Genomic DNA, 17850 nt, shown 5'->3' with positions numbered 1-17850 from the left:
CATGGTCGAGGAGCGTCCGGTCGTGGTGATCGGTGCGGGTCCGGTGGGACTCGCGGCGGCGGCGGAGCTGACCGAGCGGGGACTACCGGTCCTGGTCCTGGAGAGGGGAGCGGGAGCTGGGGCCGCGGTGGCCGAATGGGGGCATGTGCGCCTGTTCTCGATGTGGCGCGACCTGGTCGACCCGGCCGCGGAAAAGTTGCTCACCGCCGCCGGGTGGCAGCGCCCAGCCGATGACGGCTACCCCACCGGCCGGGAGTGGGTCGAGTCGTACCTGGCCCCGCTCGCCGCCGTCCTGGGCGACCGGGTGCGCTTCGGTGCGGAGGTCACCGGGGTCAGCCGCCTGGGCCGGGACCGGGTGGTCGACGCCGACCGCGATTCGCAGCCCTTCACGGTGCGCATCCGCACCTCCCAGGGGGAGGAGCGCGTCCTGGCCCGCGCCGTCGTCGACGCCTCCGGCACCTGGACCTCGCCCAACCCGGTGGGCGGCGACGGCCTGCCCGCCCTGGGCGAGACCGACGCGGCCGCACACCTGACCCACCGCGCCCCCGACCTGGGCGACGCGAGCACCCGGGCCCGCCACGCCGGACGCACCACGGCCGTCGTCGGGAGCGGCCACTCGGCGCTGACCGCCCTGGTCTCCCTGGCCGCGCTGGCCGAGGAGAACCCGGGGACCAAGGCGGTGTGGGTGCTGCGCCGCGGCGAGATCGGCGATGCCTTCGGCGGAGGCTCGGACGACCAGCTCGCCGCGCGCGGCGCCCTCGGCGAGCGCGCCCGCCAGGCCGTCGAGGCCGGGCATCTCGATGTGGTCACCGGATTCCGCACCGCTGAGGTGCGCCTGGCACAGGAGCGCCTGGTCCTGACCGGTGAGGACGGCCGGAAACTGGAGCCGGTGGACGAGGTCGTGGCGCTGACCGGGTTCCGTCCCGACCTGTCTTTCCTCTCCGAGATCCGGCTTGGCCTGGACCCGGCCCTCCAGGCGCCGGTGGAGCTGGCCCCGCTCATCGACCCCAACGTCCACTCCTGTGGCACCGTCTACCCGCACGGCGCGAGGGAGCTCTCCCACCCGGAGGAGGGGTTCTTCCTGGCGGGGATGAAGTCCTACGGGCGCGCGCCCACCTTCCTCGCGCTCACCGGATACGAGCAGGTGCGCAGCATCGCGGCCCACCTGGTCGGCGACCACGAGGCCGCCCTCCGCGTCGAACTGGTCCTGCCCGAGACGGGGGTGTGCAGCGGAGGAGGTCTGTCCGACGAAGCGGATGCGACCGCGGAGAGCGGCGGCTCCTGCGGCTCGCCCCAGGAGAGCACGCTGCCCGAGCCGGAACGGGTCGCGTGACCCCTCTGCCCGACCAGGTCTCCGGCGCGCCCGCACCCACCGTAGTCGGTGCGCGCCGGGGCCTGTGGGCCCTGTGCGTCACCGTCACCACCAGCTACGGAGTGCTGTTCTACGCCTTCCCCGTCCTGGCAGCTGGCATCACCGCCGACACCGGGTGGTCGCTGACCACGGTGACCGCGCTGTTCTCCGCGTCCCAGATCATGGCGGGGCTGGCGGGTGTCCCGGTGGGGCGCTGGGTACAGGCCCGGGGACCGCGCCCGGCGATGACGGCAGCAGCGCTGGTCGCGGCTCCCGCCGTGGCGGCCGTCGCCCTGGCCCCGAACGTGTGGGTGCTCGCCGCCGCCTGGCTGGTGGCCGGAGCCGCGATGGCCGGACTGTTCTATCCTCCGGCCTTCGCCGCCCTGACCCACTGGTACGGGGAAGGCAAGGTGCGGGCCCTGACCGCGCTGACCCTGGTCGCCGGGTTGGCCAGCACGATCTTCGCTCCCCTGACCGCGCTCCTGGAGGGGGCCTGGGGGTGGAGGAGCGCCTATCTGGTGCTCGCGGCCGTACTGCTCGCCGTGGTGGTGCCCCTGCACGCTTTCGCCCTGCCCCGGGAGTGGATCCCCCACGGCAGCGGGCAGAGAGGCGACCGGGGACGGAGTGTGGACACCGTGTTGCGCAGCCGTGCGTTCTGGGCTCTGACGACGGCTCTGGCCCTGGGGTCCTTCACCGTCTTCGCGGTCGTGGTCAACATCGTCCCCCTGCTGGAGGGACAGGGCTTCGGCACGACGGAAGCGGCCTGGGCCCTGGGTGTGGGCGGTGTGGGACAGGTGCTCGGCCGCCTAGTCTACGCGCCCCTGGAACGGTGGACCGGCCCGGTGCCGCGCACCACGGCCGTGCTGGCCGCCTGCTCCGGAACCACCCTTCTCCTGGCACTGGTACCGGGTCCCTGGGTGCTGGTCCTGGCCCTGGCGGTGCTGGCGGGCATGGCACGCGGCATCCTCACCCTCCTCCAGGCGACCGCTGTCGCCGACCGGTGGGGCACCCGGCACTACGCCACCCTCAACGGCATCATGCACACCCCGCTCATGCTGGCCATCGCGCTGGCCCCCTGGGCAGGCGCCGCCATGGCCGGTCCGCTGGGCGGATATTCAGCGGCGTTCGCGGTGTTGGGAACCCTGGCGGCACTCGGCGCGCTGATCGCCCTGGCCACCCGCACCAGGAGCGAACAGGTTCCCTCCACTCCTTCTTGACCATCGCCCCGGCGCGCTCCCCCGTGCGAGGTTTCGCCTGCACACGAACGAAGGAAATCTCCGTCATGGAAGACGTCCCCCTCATCGTTATCGGTGCCGGTCAGGCAGGTCTGGCCACTGCCTGGGCCGCGAAACGCAAAGGCGTGCGGCCCCTCGTGTTGGAGGCGGCCGACCGGCCGGGCGGCTCCTGGTCGCACTACTACGACAGTTTGACCCTGTTCTCCCCCACACGCTTTTCCTCACTGCCCGGACGTGCGATGCCAGGCGACCCGGAGCGCTACCCCCGCAGGGACGAGGTGGTGACCTACCTGCGCGACTACGCCTCCCGCTTGGATGCGGACCTGCGCTACGACCAGCGGGTGGATCGGGTCGAGCGCGAAGGGGACGGGTTTCTCCTCACCACCGCCGACGGCTCCCAGGTGCGCTCCTCGGTGGTGGTCTCGGCCACCGGCGGCTTCGCCCGGCCCCACCGGCCCCAGCTACCGGGGCTGGAGGAATTCACCGGGACCGTGCTGCACGTCGCCGAGTACCGCATCCCCGAGCCCTTCACTGGTCAGCGCGTCGTGGTGGTCGGCGGCGGCAACTCCGGGATGCAGATCGCCGCGGAACTCGCTGTCGTGGCCCGGGTGAGCCTGGCCACCCGCTCCCCGGTGTCCTGGGCGAACCAGCGTCCTCTTGGACGTGACATCCACTGGTGGTTCACCCGCAGCGGTCTGGACGCCGCACCGCTGCGCGGCCTGTGGGAGAAGGGCCCGACCCTGGTCAACGACGACGGCCGCTACCGTACGGCCTTCGCCTCGGGCAACCCCGACCGGCGGGAGATGTTCACCCGCTTGGACGGTGACAAGATCACCTGGGTCGACGGCACCGTGGACAAGGCCGACGCCCTCATCTTGGCCACTGGCTACCAACCCGCCCTGAACTACCTCTCCTCGACCGGCGCACTGGACTCCGGTGGGCGTCCGCTGCACCGGGGCGGAATATCCACCACTGTGCCAGGGCTGGGATACGTGGGGCTGGAGTTCCAGCGCAGCTTCTCCTCGGCAACGCTTCGCGGGGTCGGACGCGACGCTCGCCACGTCGTGCGACGACTTCTCGCCAGAGCACGCCGCTGACGGAAGCGCTCGCACGCGTATGGCCCGGCTGAACCGGCTCACGGGAGAGAAGACAAGCATGCGGCAGGTAGAGGCCACCATGTCCGAGATGGACAACGTGGAAGAGGAGAAGACGGTTTCTCTGCGCCACCTCAGCGCGGCCAGGCGCCGGGCACTGAGGACCCTGTGCGACGACGGACCGGCCTCGGCCCAGGACATCGCCGACATGTGGCGGCACAGCACTCCACTCACGGCACGGGCCCACCTCATCGCACGGCTGCTGTGGGTCCTGGAATCCCTGGACTACGCCGAACCCACCGAGACCGCGGGGGTCTACCGCGCCACCCCGCGCGGTGCGCGCGCTCTCCAATGGCACTGAAAACCCGGCACCTCACGAGGTTCCGGGCCGTGCCTCGCTCTCCAGCTCCCGGGTGATCTGCCACTCGGCCTAACGGGCCGACCTGTGGGTGGCCGGACTGATGCGACACGCCGACAGCAACACCGCCCACCGCTATTCACCGAGGTGAACAAGGCGCGGACCGTGAAGGGGCCCATTGTGGACCGGTGAGTGGCCCTGGTCTGGCACCCACTCCGTAGCCCTCGACATGCTGCCCAACCCCGAGTAGCCAGTGACCTCTATCGCCAAGTTGCTCGGAGTGAGCCCGGAAACGCTGTACGGCCACATGCCCGACCTCAAGGGGCTGCACCCCGTAGGCACGCCGCGGACACCTCGCGCGGAGTGCTGGCCCGTGTCGGTCCTTGACCTTGCCCCGGGGGCAGGGGCTTAGCGTGCGGATGTGATCGGCTGCGCGTGGGCACGCTTTCGCTACCGGCGGGCAGGCGACCGCGTTGAACAGCGAAAACGATGGTCAAAGGGGGATGGTCATGGCAGTGGCAACGGTGGAGGAACGCAACAAGGCGTGCGTGGACGCGTGCAGCGAGTGCCAGCAGGCGTGTGAGGCGTGCGCCTACACCTGCTGCGTCAACGACTCCGAGATGGCCCAGTGCGCGCGGCTGTGCCTGGACTGCGCGGCGTTCTGCGCGCTGTGCGTGACGCTGCTGGCGCGGGGATCGCAGTGGGCGGCGCGGGTGTGTCAGCTGTGCGCCGAGATCTGTGAGGCGTGCGCCCAGGAGTGCGACAAGTACGACGCCCAGGCGTGCCGTGAGTGCGCGGCGGCGTGTCGGCGCTGCGCGCAGGCGTGCCGGGAGATGGCCTCGGCCTGAGTCGGCTCGCGCGTCAAGGCGGGGGCGCGGACCGTGCGGTCCACGCCCCCGTTGTCGTTTCCCCGCGTCGGGGTGGGAGCTTCAACCGGCGCGGGGGGCGGTTTCGATGATCTGGCAGATGGCGGCATCCGTGCTCTGGCAGTGGTTGGCGTGGGCGGTGCGCCGCACCCTGGTCAGGGTACGGCGCAGCTGGCGCAGGTCGGCGAGTGTGCGGTCGATGTCGGCGATGTGGGCGTCCAACAGGCCGGTGACCCGCTCACACGGCACATCACCGCGGCGTTGCAGGTCTAGGACGTCCTTGATCTCGGCCAGGCTCAGCCCCAGGGTCTTGGCCTGGCGGATGAAGCACAGCACCTCCACGTCGGCGTCGGTGAACAGCCGGTAGCCGGCCCCGGTCCGCTGGGCCGAGGGCAACAACCCTTTGGACTCCCACAGCCGCACCGCTTTGGCGCTCACCCCGGCAGCCGTGGCGGCGGCCCCCACAGTCATCTCCACGACGGTCTCCTTTTGCGACGCTATCGACACTTGACCTTGCCCCTCGGGCAAGGTTCTAGCGTATGCGGTGAACGGTAAAACCGCACGTCAACACAGGGAGATGCGCTGATGGAGACCGTGGTGCTGCGGGTGCAGGGCATGTCGTGCCAGGGGTGTGCGAGCCGTATCGAGCGGGTGCTCGAACGTGTGGAAGGAGTACGCGCAGTGGCGGCCGACCACACCAGTGGCCGGGTCCAGATCCGCCTTGACCCCGCCTCGACCGAGTACGGGCTGCTGGTCGAGCGCATCCGCACGGCCGGCTTCGAGGTCGTGGAGGGGGCGCACAGATGACCACCGTCAACGAGGAGCAGCCGCGGCTGTGGGACTCCGAGCCCAGCACCACCCCGGGGCACCGGCGTATCCGGGCCCGGATCGCGGGGCTGCACTGCTCGCTGTGCACCGGCACGATCGAAAAGGCGCTGGGGCGCATGGACGGCGTGGGCACGGTGGCGGTGAGCCTGACCCACGAGCAAGCCCTGGTCGACTACGACCCCGAGGTGGTGGATCCGGAGAGGATCCTGTCCACGCTGCGCGATGTGGGCTATGACCTCTACGACCCGCGCAAGCTGCGCCCGTTCGAGGACGAGGAGGCCGACCTGGTCTTTGAGGGCCGTCGGCTGCTGGCGGCCGTCGCTGCTTCTCTCACGGCGATCGGGCTGATCGCCGAGGTCACCGGTATCTGGTCGGTGCTGGTCCCCGCCTCGGTGGTCGTGGTGATGGTGCCGCTGTCCTTCGCGCTGCTGCGCCGGGCCGGGAACGCCACGGCGGCCGCTGGAACCGCAGCGATCGTCGCACCTGGCCTGGCCGCGCTGGGACTACGCGCCACCGGCGTGCTGGAGGGGCCGGTGATCGGCTGGCTGGCCGCGCTCCTGGCGTTCGCCGTTGTGCTGGGCATCGCCCCGCACATCCTGCGCATGGCCTACCAGTCAGCGCGCCGGGGGATCTTGAATCAGCACGTGCTGCTGGAAGCCGGTGCCTTCGCCGGTATCGCCGGCGGCCTCATCGGACTGAGCGGCGTACTGCCCGGCTATCCCACGGCGGCGTTCTTCGCCGTGAGCGTGCTGGTGGTCAACTACCACGTCTTCTCCGAATGGCTCTCACTGCTGGTCAAGACCCGCTCCAGCCAGTCCGTGCGGAAACTGCTCGACCTGCAGCCCGACCTGGCACGCACGGTGACCGCTGAGGGCACCGAGTCCGAGGTCCCCCTCGACCAGGTCGCCGTGGGTGACCTGGTGCGGGTGCGCCCCGGCGAGCGCGTTCCGCTGGACGGGCGCATCGTCTTGGGCCACTCCGCCGTCGACTTCTCCCTCGTGACCGGGGAGCCGGTCCCATCTGAGCGCGGAGAGGGCGAGGAGGTCGTGGGCGGTGCGATCAACACCACCGGCAGCCTGCTCATCGAGGTCACCGCCACCGGGACCGAGGGGTTCCTGGCCCAGGTGGTGCGCCATGTGGAGGACGCCCGCGCCCTCAAACCCGGCATCTTGCACCTGGTCGACAAGGTCCTGCGCGTCTACACCCCCACCGTGCTGACCCTGTCCGCCCTGGCCCTGATTGGCTGGCTGACGGGCAGCTGGGCCCTGGCCGGGGAAGTGGATGTGCGCCGCGCCGTCTTCGCCTCCTTGAGTGTGCTGGTGATGGGCTACCCGTGCGCGGTCGGGATCGCCGCGCCGCTGGCCATCGTGCGCGGCACCGGCGCCGCCGCCGATGCGGGCATCATCATGCGCACCGGGGAAGCCTTCCAAACCCTGCGCCTGGTACGGCGCATCGCCCTGGACAAGACCGGCACCCTCACCCAAGGCAAGCCCACCGTGCGGGGCATCGAGGCCCTGGGCGATGAGCAGGAATTGCTCATCCTGGCCGCTGGCGCCGAGAACCATTCGGAGCACCCACTGGCCCGCGCCGTCGTGGCCGCCGCGACCGAACGCGAGCTGGTCGTGCCCGAAGCTGCGGACTTCACCTCGCTGACCGGCTCAGGTGTGCGCGCCACCGTGAACGGCCGCACCGTGGTGGTGGGGCGCCCCGGACTGCTCACGCAGGACGGCATCGACCTCTCCGGACTGGCCCAACGCATCGAACAGTGGGAGAGTGCCGGGCACACCGTGATCGCCGTGGCCGCCGATACCACCGCTTTGGGTGTGCTCGCGCTCGGTGACGAGCTGCGCCCGGACGCCGCCCAAGCGGTCGCGGCGATGCGCCGCGCCGGGCTGGAACCCGTGCTGCTCACCGGCGACAACGAGCGCGCCGCGGCCCACATCGCCCACCAGGTCGGAATCGAGCGGGTACACGCCGGGGTGCGGCCCGACGCCAAGGCGACCATCGTGCGCGAACTGCAACAAGGTGGCGTCCGGGTGGCCATGGTCGGTGACGGCATCAACGACGCCCCCGCCCTCATGCAGGCCGACGTGGGCATCGCCGCGGGCGGGGGCACCGATATCGCCGTGGAGTCCGCCGACATCGTGCTGCTGCGCGGTGAGGTCTCAGCGGTCCTGCAAGCCCGCGACATCAGCAGGGGCTCCTACGCGCGCACCCGCGCCAACGTCGCACTGGCCTTCGCCTTCAACGGCATCGGCGTCCCACTGGCCGCCACCGGGCTCATCTACCCGGTGTGGGCCATGATCGCCATGGCCGCCTCGGTCACCGCCATCTTCGGCAACTCCATCGGCACCCGCCCCAAGCTGCTCATCGACGCCATCAACAGCGTCGGCCGCGCTCAGTCCACCGGCACATGAGAATAGGAAGATGGCTGTCCGAGTCACGCCTTACCGGAAGCAGCTGTCGCACATATCGGGGAACCGGACGCTGTTGCGTGCGATGGCGGCCGTGTCTGGTTTGTACCTCCTGCCCGGAGGTGGCTCCACTCCGATCGGCTAGCCCCCTCTCATCGGACGGCTGCTGTGGGTCCTGGAGTCCCTGGACTACGCCGAACCCACCGATATACCGGGGGTCTACCGCGCCACCCCGCGCGGTGCGCGCGCTCTCCAGTGGCACTGAACACCCTGCACCTCACACCGCTTCGGGTCGTGCCTCGCTCTCTAAGCTCCCGGGTGATCTGAGCAACGGTCGCCTTGGCCGCGCGCGCCGCGCCGATGAGGGTGGCCGACGCGGCTCCGGTCCAGTCGCCGTAGCCGAGGAGGGACAGGCGCGGCTCGGCTACCGCGCGGTTCCCCTCCAGTGCGATCCGCCCCTTCCCGGCTGACGGCACCAGCGGGGCCAGGTGGTCCAAGGCCGGGCGGAAGCCCGTGCACCACAGGATGGCGTCGCAGTCCAGGGTCGTGCCGTCGGCCCAGGCCACACCGGTGCGGGTGAGCCGGTCGAACATCGGCTCGGCCTTGAGCGCGCCGCGTTCGCGGGCCTCGCGCACGCTCGGCACCACGACGACGTCGCCGAGATCGCTGACGCCCTCCGCCGCCTGACCGGCCTGGGCCGCCTGCTGGCGGCGGGTGGCGATGGCGAACAGCGCCCGGCCGTCCAGGTCGTCGGGCAGGAACCGGGGCGGGCGCGAGGTGGTCCAGGTGGTCTGTGCGACCGTGGTGTCCCGGGTGACCTCGCCCTGGTGAACCCTGTTCCTGTTGGCCGCCGTCCGCCGCCGTCCGCTGCGGCCCCCGGCCCCCGGCCCCCGGCCCCCGGCCCTCGGCCCCCGGCGTGTGATCCCGCACCAGAGACCGGTACCGGCCCCCAGAGCCGGGTTTGGCCGCGCGCGCGGCGCATCTACCTGCGTTCGGGTGCGAACCGTTTGCGCCAGGCCAGCGACACGTACACCAGTCCGATGAGCACGGGCACCTCGATCAACGGACCGACCACCCCGGCCAGAGCCTGACCCGAGGTGACGCCGAAGGTCGCGATCGCCACCGCGATGGCCAGCTCGAAGTTGTTGCCCGCGGCCGTGAACGCCAAAGTCGTGGTCCGGTCGTAGTCCATCCCGATCGCCTTGCCGAAGGCGAACGTACCGAACCACATGATGACGAAGTAGGCCAACAGCGGCACCGCGATGCGCACCACGTCCCAAGGCTGACTGGTGATCCGATCCCCCTGCAGGGCGAACAGCAGCACGATGGTGAACAACAGCCCATACAGCGCCCACGGGCCGATCCTGGGCAGGAAGTTCGACTCGTAGCGCTCCCGCCCCATCCGCCGCTCACCGACCCGGCGGGTCAGGAACCCCGCAGCCAACGGGATGCCCAGGAAGATCACCACGTTCAGGGCGATCAGCCACGGTGAGGCGTCCAGACCCCCGGTGTCCAGGCCCAGCCAACCGGGCAGCAGGTCGAGGTAGAACCAGCCCAACAGGCCGAACACCAGGACCTGGAAGACCGAGTTGAGCGCCACCAGCACGGCGGCGGCCTCGCGGTTGCCGCACGCCAGGTCGTTCCAGATGATCACCATGGCGATGCAGCGGGCCAAGCCGACGATGATCAGCCCGGTGCGGTACTCGGGCAGGTCGGCCAGGAAGATCCACGCGAGCGCGAACATCACCGCCGGGCCGATGAGCCAGTTGATCACCAGCGAGGAGATGAGCAGGCGCCGGTCGCGGGTGACGGTGTCAAGGCGGTCGTAGCGGACCTTGGCCAGCACGGGGTACATCATGATGAGCAGGCCCAGGGCGATGGGCAGCGAGATCCCGCCGACCTCCATCGCGGCCAGGGCCTCGTTCAGTCCCGGGACCACCCGGCCCAGACCCAGCCCGACCGCCATGGCGAGCAGGATCCACACGGCCAGGAACCGGTCCAAGGCCGAGAGTTTCGCGACGACGGAGGAATCCGCGCTGTCGACCACCTTGTCCACACGTGACATCAGCAGGGCCTCCTGTTTCCCGCAGCCTCAGTGGAGCGAGCCGTGGCCGCGAGGCCGGTCAGAGCCTCCGACAGGGTTTCGAGCTTGTCAGGACACAAGCGGTAGTAGGTAAACCGGCCGCACGGTTCGGTCTCCACCACGCCCGCCTCGCGCAGGATCCGCAGGTGGTTGGACAGGTTGGTCTGCCGCGCCCCGGTCTCCTCGATCAGGTGCGTCGTGCACAGGGTCTCGCGGGAGAGCAGGGTGACGATCCTCAGGCGCAGCGGGTCGGACAGCACTCTCATCAAATCAGGTTCTACTGATATCAGCATGGGCTGATACTATCGCATCAGCTAACACTGATGAGTTGGCCAACGGCTACTTTCTCCCAGGGGGTCCAGAGCATGGCCACGCCCGAACCGCAATCACTCCTGCACGAACGCGTCGATGTGGGAGCCGCACGGCTGGCGGCCCGACACAAGGGCAGCTTCTCCACCGAGACCGTGCAGGCGCTCATCATCGACTCCCGCCAGCGCCTTGCCACCACCGCCCGGGTCACCACCCACCTGGACGTCCTCGCCGAGCGTCTGGCCGCGGAACGCCTGGACGCCCTCGCCGCCATGCACAGCGCACCGAGCTCACGACCGGCGCGCGTGCTGTTCGTGTGCGGCCAGAACTCCGGGCGCTCGCAGATCGCCGCCGCCCTCCTGGCTCACCGCGCCACCGGGTCCGTCACCGTCTCCTCCGCGGGGACCTCGCCCGGCGCCGAGGTAGAGCCCCACCTCGCCGAGGTTCTGGCCGAAGTGGGCGCGGACCTGGGGCCCGCCTACCCCAAGCCCCTCACCGAGGAGATCGTCGAGGCGGCCGACGTCGTCGTGACCCTGGGCTGCGGCGATGCCTGCCCGGTCGTTCCGGGGCGGCGCTACCTGGACTGGCCCACACCCGACCCCCAGGGCGCCTCCCTCGCGGAGCTGCGCCAGATTCGCGACGCCATCGACGCCCACATCGCCGACCTCGTGGCCTTCCTGGCCGCGCCAACCTCCCCCTCCATCACAACTGAGCCGAAGTAGAGGAACCACCAATGACCACCCATGACAAGCCGTCCGTGCTGTTCGTCTGCGTCCACAACGCCGGCCGCTCCCAGATGGCCGCCGCGTGGCTCCACCACCTCTCCCAAGGCCGGATCGAGGTCCGCTCGGCGGGCTCGGCCCCCGCCCACGCCCTCAACCCCGCCGTCGTCGAGGCCATGGCCGAGGTCGGCATCGACATCACCGACCAGAGCCCCAAGATCCTCACCACCGAGGCAGTCGAGGCCTCCGACGTGTGCGTCACCATGGGCTGCGGCGACACCTGCCCGTTCTTCCCCGGCAAGCGCTACCTGGACTGGGAACTACCCGACCCCGCCGGGCAGGGCGTGGAGTCCGTGCGCCCCATCCGCGACGACATCAAAAAGCGCGTCGAGGAACTCATCACGGAGATCAGCCCTCGTCCTGGGTCCTGATTCCCCTGCCATCCACAGCCCGAACACGGGTTCCCTTGCCTCGTCGAGGGCGGGGGGCAACTTCAACGACCGCGTAAGCGTTCACTGACACCGGTATCGCGGCACGGGACGGAGAGATCGGCGTAGGGGGGTGTGCGCAAGTTCCCAGCCGAACCGGCATGCCGACGATCGAGAACGTTCATGGTCTCGGCCACCCCAAGGCGAGGACGCCAACGGTGGCCAGGGTCGCGACGCTGATGGTGAGGATGACGGCCAGCGCGATCCGGCCGACGCGCTCCTCCTTCGGCGTGGGCTCGTGGTCGCTGGGGGTGCAACAGCCGCTCACCGGGGCTCCTCCGTGGTGGTGTCGTGGACGTCGAGCCGACCAATCCCAGGCAGGAAACGACCGGTGCGTGCAGCGTAACCGCGGTAGGCGGTGCCGTGGGGGGTGCGCAGAAGGTAGGGCTCCTCAATGGCGCGGACCTGCACCTGCACGGCGACGACGACAAGCAGGGCCGTAACCGACAGCGCTGAGGGAACAGCGAGGACCTGCCCGAACAGCAGTGCCCCCATGCCGGTAAAGACCGGGTTGCGCGCGGGCGCGAAGACGCCGTGCGTAATCAACACCGTGCGCTCGCTTTCGTCCACACCGATGCGCCAGGAGGTACCCAGCGCCGCTTTGGAGACGAGGACCACACCCAGACCGAGCAGCATCAGGACCAGCCCGGTGGTCCCCATGCTTCTGGGCGGGATCACCGTGGCCAGGTCGAACAGTCCGGCCACCGGTGCGACCAGGCCCAGAACGAGTGCGCCGACGAAGAGCACGCTCCCCCGCCAGGCAGCGGTGAGGGCGGTGGTGTCCGGGCGACGAAACCCAGTGTCGCCGGTGCGCCGCCACGCGGCCAGAGTGCGCACACCGAAGGCCAGGACCAGACCGAGCGGGTACCTAACCTGTCAGGTCGATACACCTAGGGTGTGTGCGATCTGCGACGTGACACCGCGCGCGTACGGACGGAGCGCAACAGGTCACGCATCTCCGGAATCCTGAACAGGTATCCCAGCAGGAGGTAGAGGACGCCCGCGACCACGCAGCCCACGATGGGGCCCGCCATGGTCGCGGCGAGTCCCCGAGCCGGATCATCGAACCAGAACACCTGGATCGCCCATGCGACAGCAGCGCCCGGTAGGGCCGTGAGGTAGAGCCTTGCCACCGTCGCGCCGATGCGGGAGGCGTCCACACTACCGAGGCGACGGCTGAGGATGATTCCACCGAAGGCCAGACCGTTGACGTAGGAGAGCATGAACCCGCCCGCGATGCCCATGACGACCTGGGGTGGGGGAAGTACGAGGTAGGAGATGACGGCGATGGTGCCGTGCACGGCCACGTTGCCGACGCTGAGCAGGGCTGGGGTCCTGGTGTCGCCGGTGGCGTAGAAGACCCGCAACAGCAGTTGATAGGCGGTGAACGGGATCAGCCCCGCCGCGAACACCGTGAGGACCCCCGCGATGGCCTGTGCGTCCTCGACTGAGGTACTGCCCCTGGCGAAGACGGCGACGCACAGCGGCACCGCGTACACCATGAGCGCCAGCGCGAGGGGGACCAGGACCACCGAGGAGCCCCTCAACCCTCGGGAGAAGTCGTCGCGGACCCGCTCCCAGTCGTGGTCGGCCGCGTGGGCGCTCATCCGGGGGAGCAGAACGGTGATCACCGAGACTGCGATGATCGCGTAGGGCAGCTGGAACAGCTGGTAGGCGTAGTTGTAGGCGGTCAGCCCCGCGCCGACCCCGGATCCCTCGGAGGCGGCGGTCGCCCCGGCACGGTTGGCGAGGTTGGCTGTGATGAGGAAACCGGTCTGCATCGTGCAGACCAGGAGGAACATCCATCCAGCGGAGCGCAGGGCCTCGCCCAGTCCGGAACCACGCAGGTCCAGGCGCAGGCGCCACCGGAACCCGGACCTGCGCAGGGCGATCTGGAGGACAAGCGCCTGGAGCACCACTCCGCCTGCCGTCCCCGCCCCCAGCAGGGCGATCTGGCCCTGGGTGATGCTCTCCGGCGTGCGGCCCGGCCCGGCGATCCACAGGAACGCCGCGCCCACACCGATGATCAGCAGGTTGTTGAGCACCGGCGCCCAGGCCGAGGAGGCGAACCTGCTCCGGCTGTTGAGCATCGCACTGGACAGGCCGCTCACGCCGATGAAGAGGATCTGCACCAGGAGATACCGCCCGAACAGCACCGCGACCTCGTGCTGTGCCGGGGTGAAGCCTCCCGCGTACAGGCCGACGATCGGCTTGGCCGCGAGCACGGCGAGGGCCGTGGCGATGAGGAGGAAAAGGAGGGCGGCGCTGAACAGGCGCTGTTCAGTGGCCAGGCCCCCGTCGCTGTCGGCTTTGCGGCGCCGCACGAGGAAGGGGACGATGACGCTCGCCATCAGCCCCCCGATGAGCAGGTCGTAGGCGATGAAGGACAGGGTGTTGGCAGTGTTGTAGGCGTCACCGAGGAGCTGGGTCCCCAACGCCGCGGCCAGGACGATGGTGCGCACGAAACCGGTCGCCCGGGAGACCAGGGTCCCGGCGGCCATCAGAGCACCGGACCTGACCAGCCCGGTACCGCCCTCGGTCGCCATCGGCGGGGATGCGGTGACCTGTGCGGGTGTCGTCGCGCGACTCCTGTGGGCCGGTTCGTCTCGGCCGTCGTCACCGTCGGTGGACATGCGCCTCCGTTCTGCGCACCCGGACGTCACGGGGATCCAAGCGCGCTTCGTGTGGTCGGGGGTTCGGGGTGAGGACTGCTGCGGAGGAAGTCCGAACTCACAGGTCGAGGGTGAAGGGCGTCCAGGATTTTCCGTCGATGTCGGTCTGCCAAGGGTGCGATTGCCAGCCCAGGCGCTGGTAGAACCGCTGCGCGGCGTGATTGTCGTGGCTCGTGTAGAGGCTCAGACGCTTCACGCCGTGGACTCGGGCGATGCTCGCGAATCCCTTGACCAGTACCGCCCCGACCCCGCCCCGCCGCAGGGTGGAATCCACCACGATGTGGCTGAGCACCCCCGCTCGGACGGTTCCCCGCGGTCCCTCCTGGGAGGTGGTGGCCCGTTCGGGGGCGCGGCGAATGCCCTTGAGGTAGCGCCGGGCCCTGGTGCGCATGAAGCGGGCGGTCAGCTCGGGCCGAAAGAGCAAGGCCGTTACTCCGGCCCGGGCGAGATCCCACCGGCTGAGGTCGATCACGTGGCGATGGTGCACCGCCTCGTCCGTGGAACCCACCAGGAAGCCGACCGCCCGGCCCTCGACCTCGGCGACGAGAGCGACGGCTGCGGGGCTGGTGAGAAATGTTCGGTAGTAGCGGCTCAGGAAGCGGTCCCCGAGTTCGACGAAGAAGCCGGTGGGCAGGTTCGTCCTGTGCAGGTGGACCGCGACCGGGACATCGCTGAGCTCCATGACGCGCAGCGACACCGGGGGCGTCCCCGTGGGCGTGGTGGCAGACATGGCCCCAAACTACTACACTTGTAATAGTAGACCGATCGCGACGCCCAAGCGGGCAATGGAGTCACGCCCAATAGGCCCGATGTCCGGATTTGGCCAGTTCAGCGCACACCAAATCATCTACCACTAGTGTAGTAGTTGAGGATGGCGTACCGCCAGGTACGGCTGGGGAAAGGGCGATCACATGCCAAGCGACAGAGCGAGCATCCTGGTGACCGCGGCGGGGGCCGAGGGCACGGCGGGCAAGATCCTGGGACTGCGGGACGCGGGGTACCGGGTCGTCGCGGTGGACACCGATCCCGAGGCGACCGGCCTCTACCTCGCCGACCAGGCCTACGTGGTCCCACCGGGGCAGAGCCCCGAGTACGTTCCGGAGATCACACGGATCTGCGCCGCGGAACGGATCCGTGCGATCGTGCCGCTGGTCGACGAGGAACTGGTCGCGGTGTGGGCGCTGGCCAGGCTCGGCATCCAGATCCTGCTCCCCCACGCCGACCTCGTGACCCGGTGCCTGGACAAGCTGACTCTCATGGAGTTCCTGGATGAGGCCGGGGTGTCCGTACCACGGACGCGCCTGGCCACGCGTGGAACCGAGGATCTCGCCTTCCCCGTGATCGGCAAGCCGCGCCGGGGAAGAGGAAGCCGGGGCGTCTTCCTCGCGCGCGACCCCTCCGAGCTCAAGGAAGCCATGGGCCGAAGTGCTACTGAGCCCGACCAGATCATCGTGCAGGAGTACGTCACCGGACCGGAGTTCTCAGTGTCGGTGGTGGCCTGGCGGGACCGGCGGATCCAGGCGGTCGTTCCCAAGGAAGTGGTCTTCAAGAACGGCTCCTCGCGCTATGCGATCAGCCGACACGACAGTGTCGTCACCGAGGAGTGCGTCAAGGCCGCCCACGCACTCGACGCCGACGGCCCCCTCAACGTCCAACTGCGCGTGGACGCATCGGGGACGCCCTACGTGTTCGAGATCAATCCGCGTTTCTCCGGCAGCGCCATACTCACGGCCGCGGCCGGCGTGGACGAGATCGGCGGGCTCCTGGCCCAGGCCCTGGACGATCACCGCTCCGTGGTCCGTGACTCCTGGCATGAGGGTGTGGCCATGATCCGGCACTCCACCGAGACCTTCGTCGCCGAGCCCGCGTTCACCGATCGCCACCGATCGCTCGAAAGGAACAGCTAGTTCATGACCCACAAGAGCCCGCCACGTACTTTCCGTCCGGTTCGTGGAACCTTCGCTCCACGTACGTGGCAGGCGCTGGCGGTGTTGGCCACCGGTTCCCTCCTGGTCGCCTGCGGTGGCCCCTCCGGCACGGGCTCCTCCTCCGCCGACAACGAACCGGGGGCGCCCGCTCTGCCCTCGGTGTCGGCCTACGACGTCGCCGACGGAGAGCCCGCGCCCGGGGTGAAGCGCTCCGCCGTACGCTTCCTGGAGACCGTCTTCAACTACGAGGCAGAAGAGGGCACCGCCGATGCCGCCCGTGAACGGTTGACCGCGGCCGGGCTCGACTCCGAAGCCGTCACCGACGCCGGACTCTTCCCCGGCGACGGCCACGCGGGGGCGGCCCAGGTCGTCTACCCGCAGTTGGGCGGTCTGACCGACGATCAGGCCTCCATCATGGCCGTCACCGAGATCTCCACCCTGCTCGACGACTCCCTGACCTCCGTCACGCGCGTCATCGACCTGAGGCTGGACCGCAGGGGGGAAGCCTGGGAGGTGACTGAGGTCGCCTCTATAGGAAGCGACCCGGCCGCACCGGAACAGGCGGACCCGACCGGGACACCGGCCCCCGAAAGCGGGAGCGAGCAGGAATGGGTTGCTGTCGAAGGTGTCGCCGCCCAGGTCCTGGATTCGTCGAAGATCGACCTGCCCAGCAGCGCCCGCTGGGACGTGCTCGCCGGGGATATCGACGAACGGGTTCTCCAGATGATGCTGGACATCACCGCGGATCACACCATCTCGGTCGCGGTCCTGTCCACCGGCCACCCCGTCAACGTCTTCGACAGCTCCTCGGTGAGCAACCACACCAATGGGCGGGCCGTCGACATCTGGGCCATCGACGGGATCACCGTCGCCGACCTTCGCCAAGAGGGCCCCCAGGGACCCGCGGGTAGGCTGATGGAGATGGCACTGGCGGAAGGCGCTACGGAGGTCGGCGGGCCGTGGGCTCTGAGCACGACCAACGGGGCGACCTTCACCGACACCGTGCACGAGGACCACCTGCACATCGGCTTCAAGCAGTGAGGTCCGCGCACCGGCTCGCAGAAGGTGTGGCCCCTCGGGTCAACGGAACGCCTGCGGGAGATACCGGGTTTGCTACGAGAACAAGGAAAAGTTCGAGGATGAGATGTCACGAAGAAAACTCGGACAGCTAGAGGCCGAGGTGCTGGCCGTTCTCGCGGGTGCCGAGGGCTACCTCTCCGCTGGAGAGCTGCGGGAGAGGTTGGAGAGCACCCCCGCCTACACCACGGTCAACACCGTCCTGTTCCGTCTCCTGGACAAGAAGATGGTCGAGCGCTCCCAACAGGGCAGGGCCTTCTTCTACCGGCTGCTCGTCGACGAGTCAGAACTGGCCGCCGGGCGCATGTTCGACCACCTGCGCGTCGCCAGCGATCCCTCCAACGTCCTCAACCAGTTCGTCCACGGGCTCAGCGCTTCGGAGGAGGAGGCACTCCGAACGCTCCTGAACCGACAACAGGAGTAGC

19 protein-coding genes and 1 pseudogene are annotated in these 17850 nt (G+C 69.6%); 12 read left to right on the top strand and 8 right to left on the bottom strand.

Translation table 11 applies throughout. The features are described from left to right. Position 1: 1 nt before the first annotated feature. The 5 genes from ACSIH6_RS05545 (at position 2) to ACSIH6_RS05525 (ending at position 4886) form a co-directional block, all read left to right on the top strand. A complete protein-coding gene (locus tag ACSIH6_RS05545; protein WP_435107225.1) occupies positions 2 to 1333 on the top strand; it encodes an FAD-dependent oxidoreductase in 1332 nt (443 codons plus the stop codon). Then, positions 1330 to 2568: an MFS transporter gene (locus tag ACSIH6_RS05540; protein ID WP_435107125.1), complete on the top strand. Its 1239-nt coding sequence runs from the start codon at positions 1330 to 1332 to the stop codon at positions 2566 to 2568. The genes ACSIH6_RS05545 and ACSIH6_RS05540 overlap by 4 nt, the downstream gene beginning before the upstream one ends. 65 nt (positions 2569 to 2633) lie before the next feature. Beyond that, positions 2634 to 3683: a flavin-containing monooxygenase gene (locus tag ACSIH6_RS05535; RefSeq protein WP_435107124.1), complete on the top strand. Its 1050-nt coding sequence runs from the start codon at positions 2634 to 2636 to the stop codon at positions 3681 to 3683. Between the two features lie 58 nt (positions 3684 to 3741). After that, positions 3742 to 4041: a hypothetical protein gene (locus ACSIH6_RS05530; protein WP_435107123.1), complete on the top strand. Its 300-nt coding sequence runs from the start codon at positions 3742 to 3744 to the stop codon at positions 4039 to 4041. A gap of 506 nt (positions 4042 to 4547) precedes the next feature. Next, positions 4548 to 4886 (top strand): four-helix bundle copper-binding protein, encoded by a 339-nt coding sequence (locus ACSIH6_RS05525; protein WP_435107122.1) that lies wholly within the window; start codon positions 4548 to 4550, stop codon positions 4884 to 4886. 81 nt (positions 4887 to 4967) lie between these two features. Here ACSIH6_RS05525 and ACSIH6_RS05520 read toward each other — a convergent pair whose 3' ends face one another. Then, the gene (locus tag ACSIH6_RS05520; protein WP_435107224.1) at positions 4968 to 5375 is read right to left on the bottom strand and encodes a MerR family transcriptional regulator; all 408 of its coding nucleotides are present in this window, start codon (positions 5373 to 5375) and stop codon (positions 4968 to 4970) included. 114 nt (positions 5376 to 5489) lie between these two features. Here ACSIH6_RS05520 and ACSIH6_RS05515 point away from each other — a divergent pair, with 114 nt between their 5' ends. Then, the gene (locus ACSIH6_RS05515; RefSeq protein WP_435107121.1) at positions 5490 to 5711 is read left to right on the top strand and encodes a heavy-metal-associated domain-containing protein; all 222 of its coding nucleotides are present in this window, start codon (positions 5490 to 5492) and stop codon (positions 5709 to 5711) included. After that, the gene (locus ACSIH6_RS05510; RefSeq protein WP_435107120.1) at positions 5708 to 8149 is read left to right on the top strand and encodes a heavy metal translocating P-type ATPase; all 2442 of its coding nucleotides are present in this window, start codon (positions 5708 to 5710) and stop codon (positions 8147 to 8149) included. Before ACSIH6_RS05515 ends, ACSIH6_RS05510 begins: the two co-directional genes overlap by 4 nt. Positions 8150 to 8448: 299 nt before the next feature. Here the strand turns inward: ACSIH6_RS05510 and ACSIH6_RS05505 are convergent. From ACSIH6_RS05505 to ACSIH6_RS05495, 3 genes and pseudogenes are all read right to left on the bottom strand, one after another. Continuing rightward, a pseudogene (locus ACSIH6_RS05505) lies at positions 8449 to 8946 on the bottom strand (pyridine nucleotide-disulfide oxidoreductase); the annotation flags it as partial. 182 nt (positions 8947 to 9128) lie between these two features. Then, positions 9129 to 10211 (bottom strand): ACR3 family arsenite efflux transporter, encoded by a 1083-nt coding sequence (arsB, locus tag ACSIH6_RS05500; RefSeq protein ID WP_435107119.1) that lies wholly within the window; start codon positions 10209 to 10211, stop codon positions 9129 to 9131. Further along, complete coding sequence (locus ACSIH6_RS05495; protein WP_435107118.1) at positions 10211 to 10495, bottom strand: ArsR/SmtB family transcription factor; 285 nt, start codon at positions 10493 to 10495, stop codon at positions 10211 to 10213. Before ACSIH6_RS05495 ends, arsB begins: the two co-directional genes overlap by 1 nt. 99 nt (positions 10496 to 10594) lie before the next feature. On the opposite strand from ACSIH6_RS05495, the gene ACSIH6_RS05490 reads away from it, so the two are divergent. Next, positions 10595 to 11260, top strand: coding sequence for an arsenate-mycothiol transferase ArsC (locus ACSIH6_RS05490; RefSeq protein WP_435107117.1), 666 nt, complete (start codon positions 10595 to 10597; stop codon positions 11258 to 11260). A gap of 11 nt (positions 11261 to 11271) precedes the next feature. Next, positions 11272 to 11691: an arsenate reductase ArsC gene (locus ACSIH6_RS05485; RefSeq protein ID WP_435107116.1), complete on the top strand. Its 420-nt coding sequence runs from the start codon at positions 11272 to 11274 to the stop codon at positions 11689 to 11691. Between the two features lie 178 nt (positions 11692 to 11869). Here ACSIH6_RS05485 and ACSIH6_RS05480 read toward each other — a convergent pair whose 3' ends face one another. From ACSIH6_RS05480 to ACSIH6_RS05465, 4 genes are all read right to left on the bottom strand, one after another. Further along, positions 11870 to 12016, bottom strand: coding sequence for a hypothetical protein (locus tag ACSIH6_RS05480; RefSeq protein ID WP_435107115.1), 147 nt, complete (start codon positions 12014 to 12016; stop codon positions 11870 to 11872). Continuing rightward, positions 12013 to 12495: a methyltransferase family protein gene (locus ACSIH6_RS05475; protein ID WP_435107114.1), complete on the bottom strand. Its 483-nt coding sequence runs from the start codon at positions 12493 to 12495 to the stop codon at positions 12013 to 12015. Before ACSIH6_RS05475 ends, ACSIH6_RS05480 begins: the two co-directional genes overlap by 4 nt. Positions 12496 to 12638: 143 nt before the next feature. Continuing rightward, a complete protein-coding gene (murJ, locus tag ACSIH6_RS05470; protein ID WP_435107113.1) occupies positions 12639 to 14381 on the bottom strand; it encodes a murein biosynthesis integral membrane protein MurJ in 1743 nt (580 codons plus the stop codon). A 97-nt stretch (positions 14382 to 14478) separates the two neighbouring features. Then, entirely contained in the window at positions 14479 to 15150 is a 672-nt protein-coding gene (locus ACSIH6_RS05465) for a GNAT family N-acetyltransferase (RefSeq protein ID WP_435107112.1), read from the bottom strand. Between the two features lie 181 nt (positions 15151 to 15331). Between ACSIH6_RS05465 and ACSIH6_RS05460 the strand changes: the two genes are divergently transcribed. The 3 genes from ACSIH6_RS05460 (at position 15332) to ACSIH6_RS05450 (ending at position 17849) form a co-directional block, all read left to right on the top strand. After that, complete coding sequence (locus tag ACSIH6_RS05460) at positions 15332 to 16327, top strand: ATP-grasp domain-containing protein (protein ID WP_435107111.1); 996 nt, start codon at positions 15332 to 15334, stop codon at positions 16325 to 16327. Positions 16328 to 16330: 3 nt separating this feature from the next. Further along, positions 16331 to 17389 carry a hypothetical protein gene (locus tag ACSIH6_RS05455; RefSeq protein WP_435107110.1) on the top strand — a complete coding sequence of 353 codons (1059 nt, stop codon included), beginning with the start codon at positions 16331 to 16333 and terminating at the stop codon, positions 17387 to 17389. Between the two features lie 103 nt (positions 17390 to 17492). Then, positions 17493 to 17849 (top strand): BlaI/MecI/CopY family transcriptional regulator, encoded by a 357-nt coding sequence (locus ACSIH6_RS05450; RefSeq protein WP_435107109.1) that lies wholly within the window; start codon positions 17493 to 17495, stop codon positions 17847 to 17849. Position 17850 lies beyond the last annotated feature (1 nt).

Source organism: Nocardiopsis synnemataformans, assembly GCF_965343085.1.
Taxonomy (GTDB): Bacteria; Actinomycetota; Actinomycetes; order Streptosporangiales; family Streptosporangiaceae; genus Nocardiopsis; species Nocardiopsis alborubida.
This window is presented reverse-complemented; position numbering and strand designations above follow the sequence as displayed.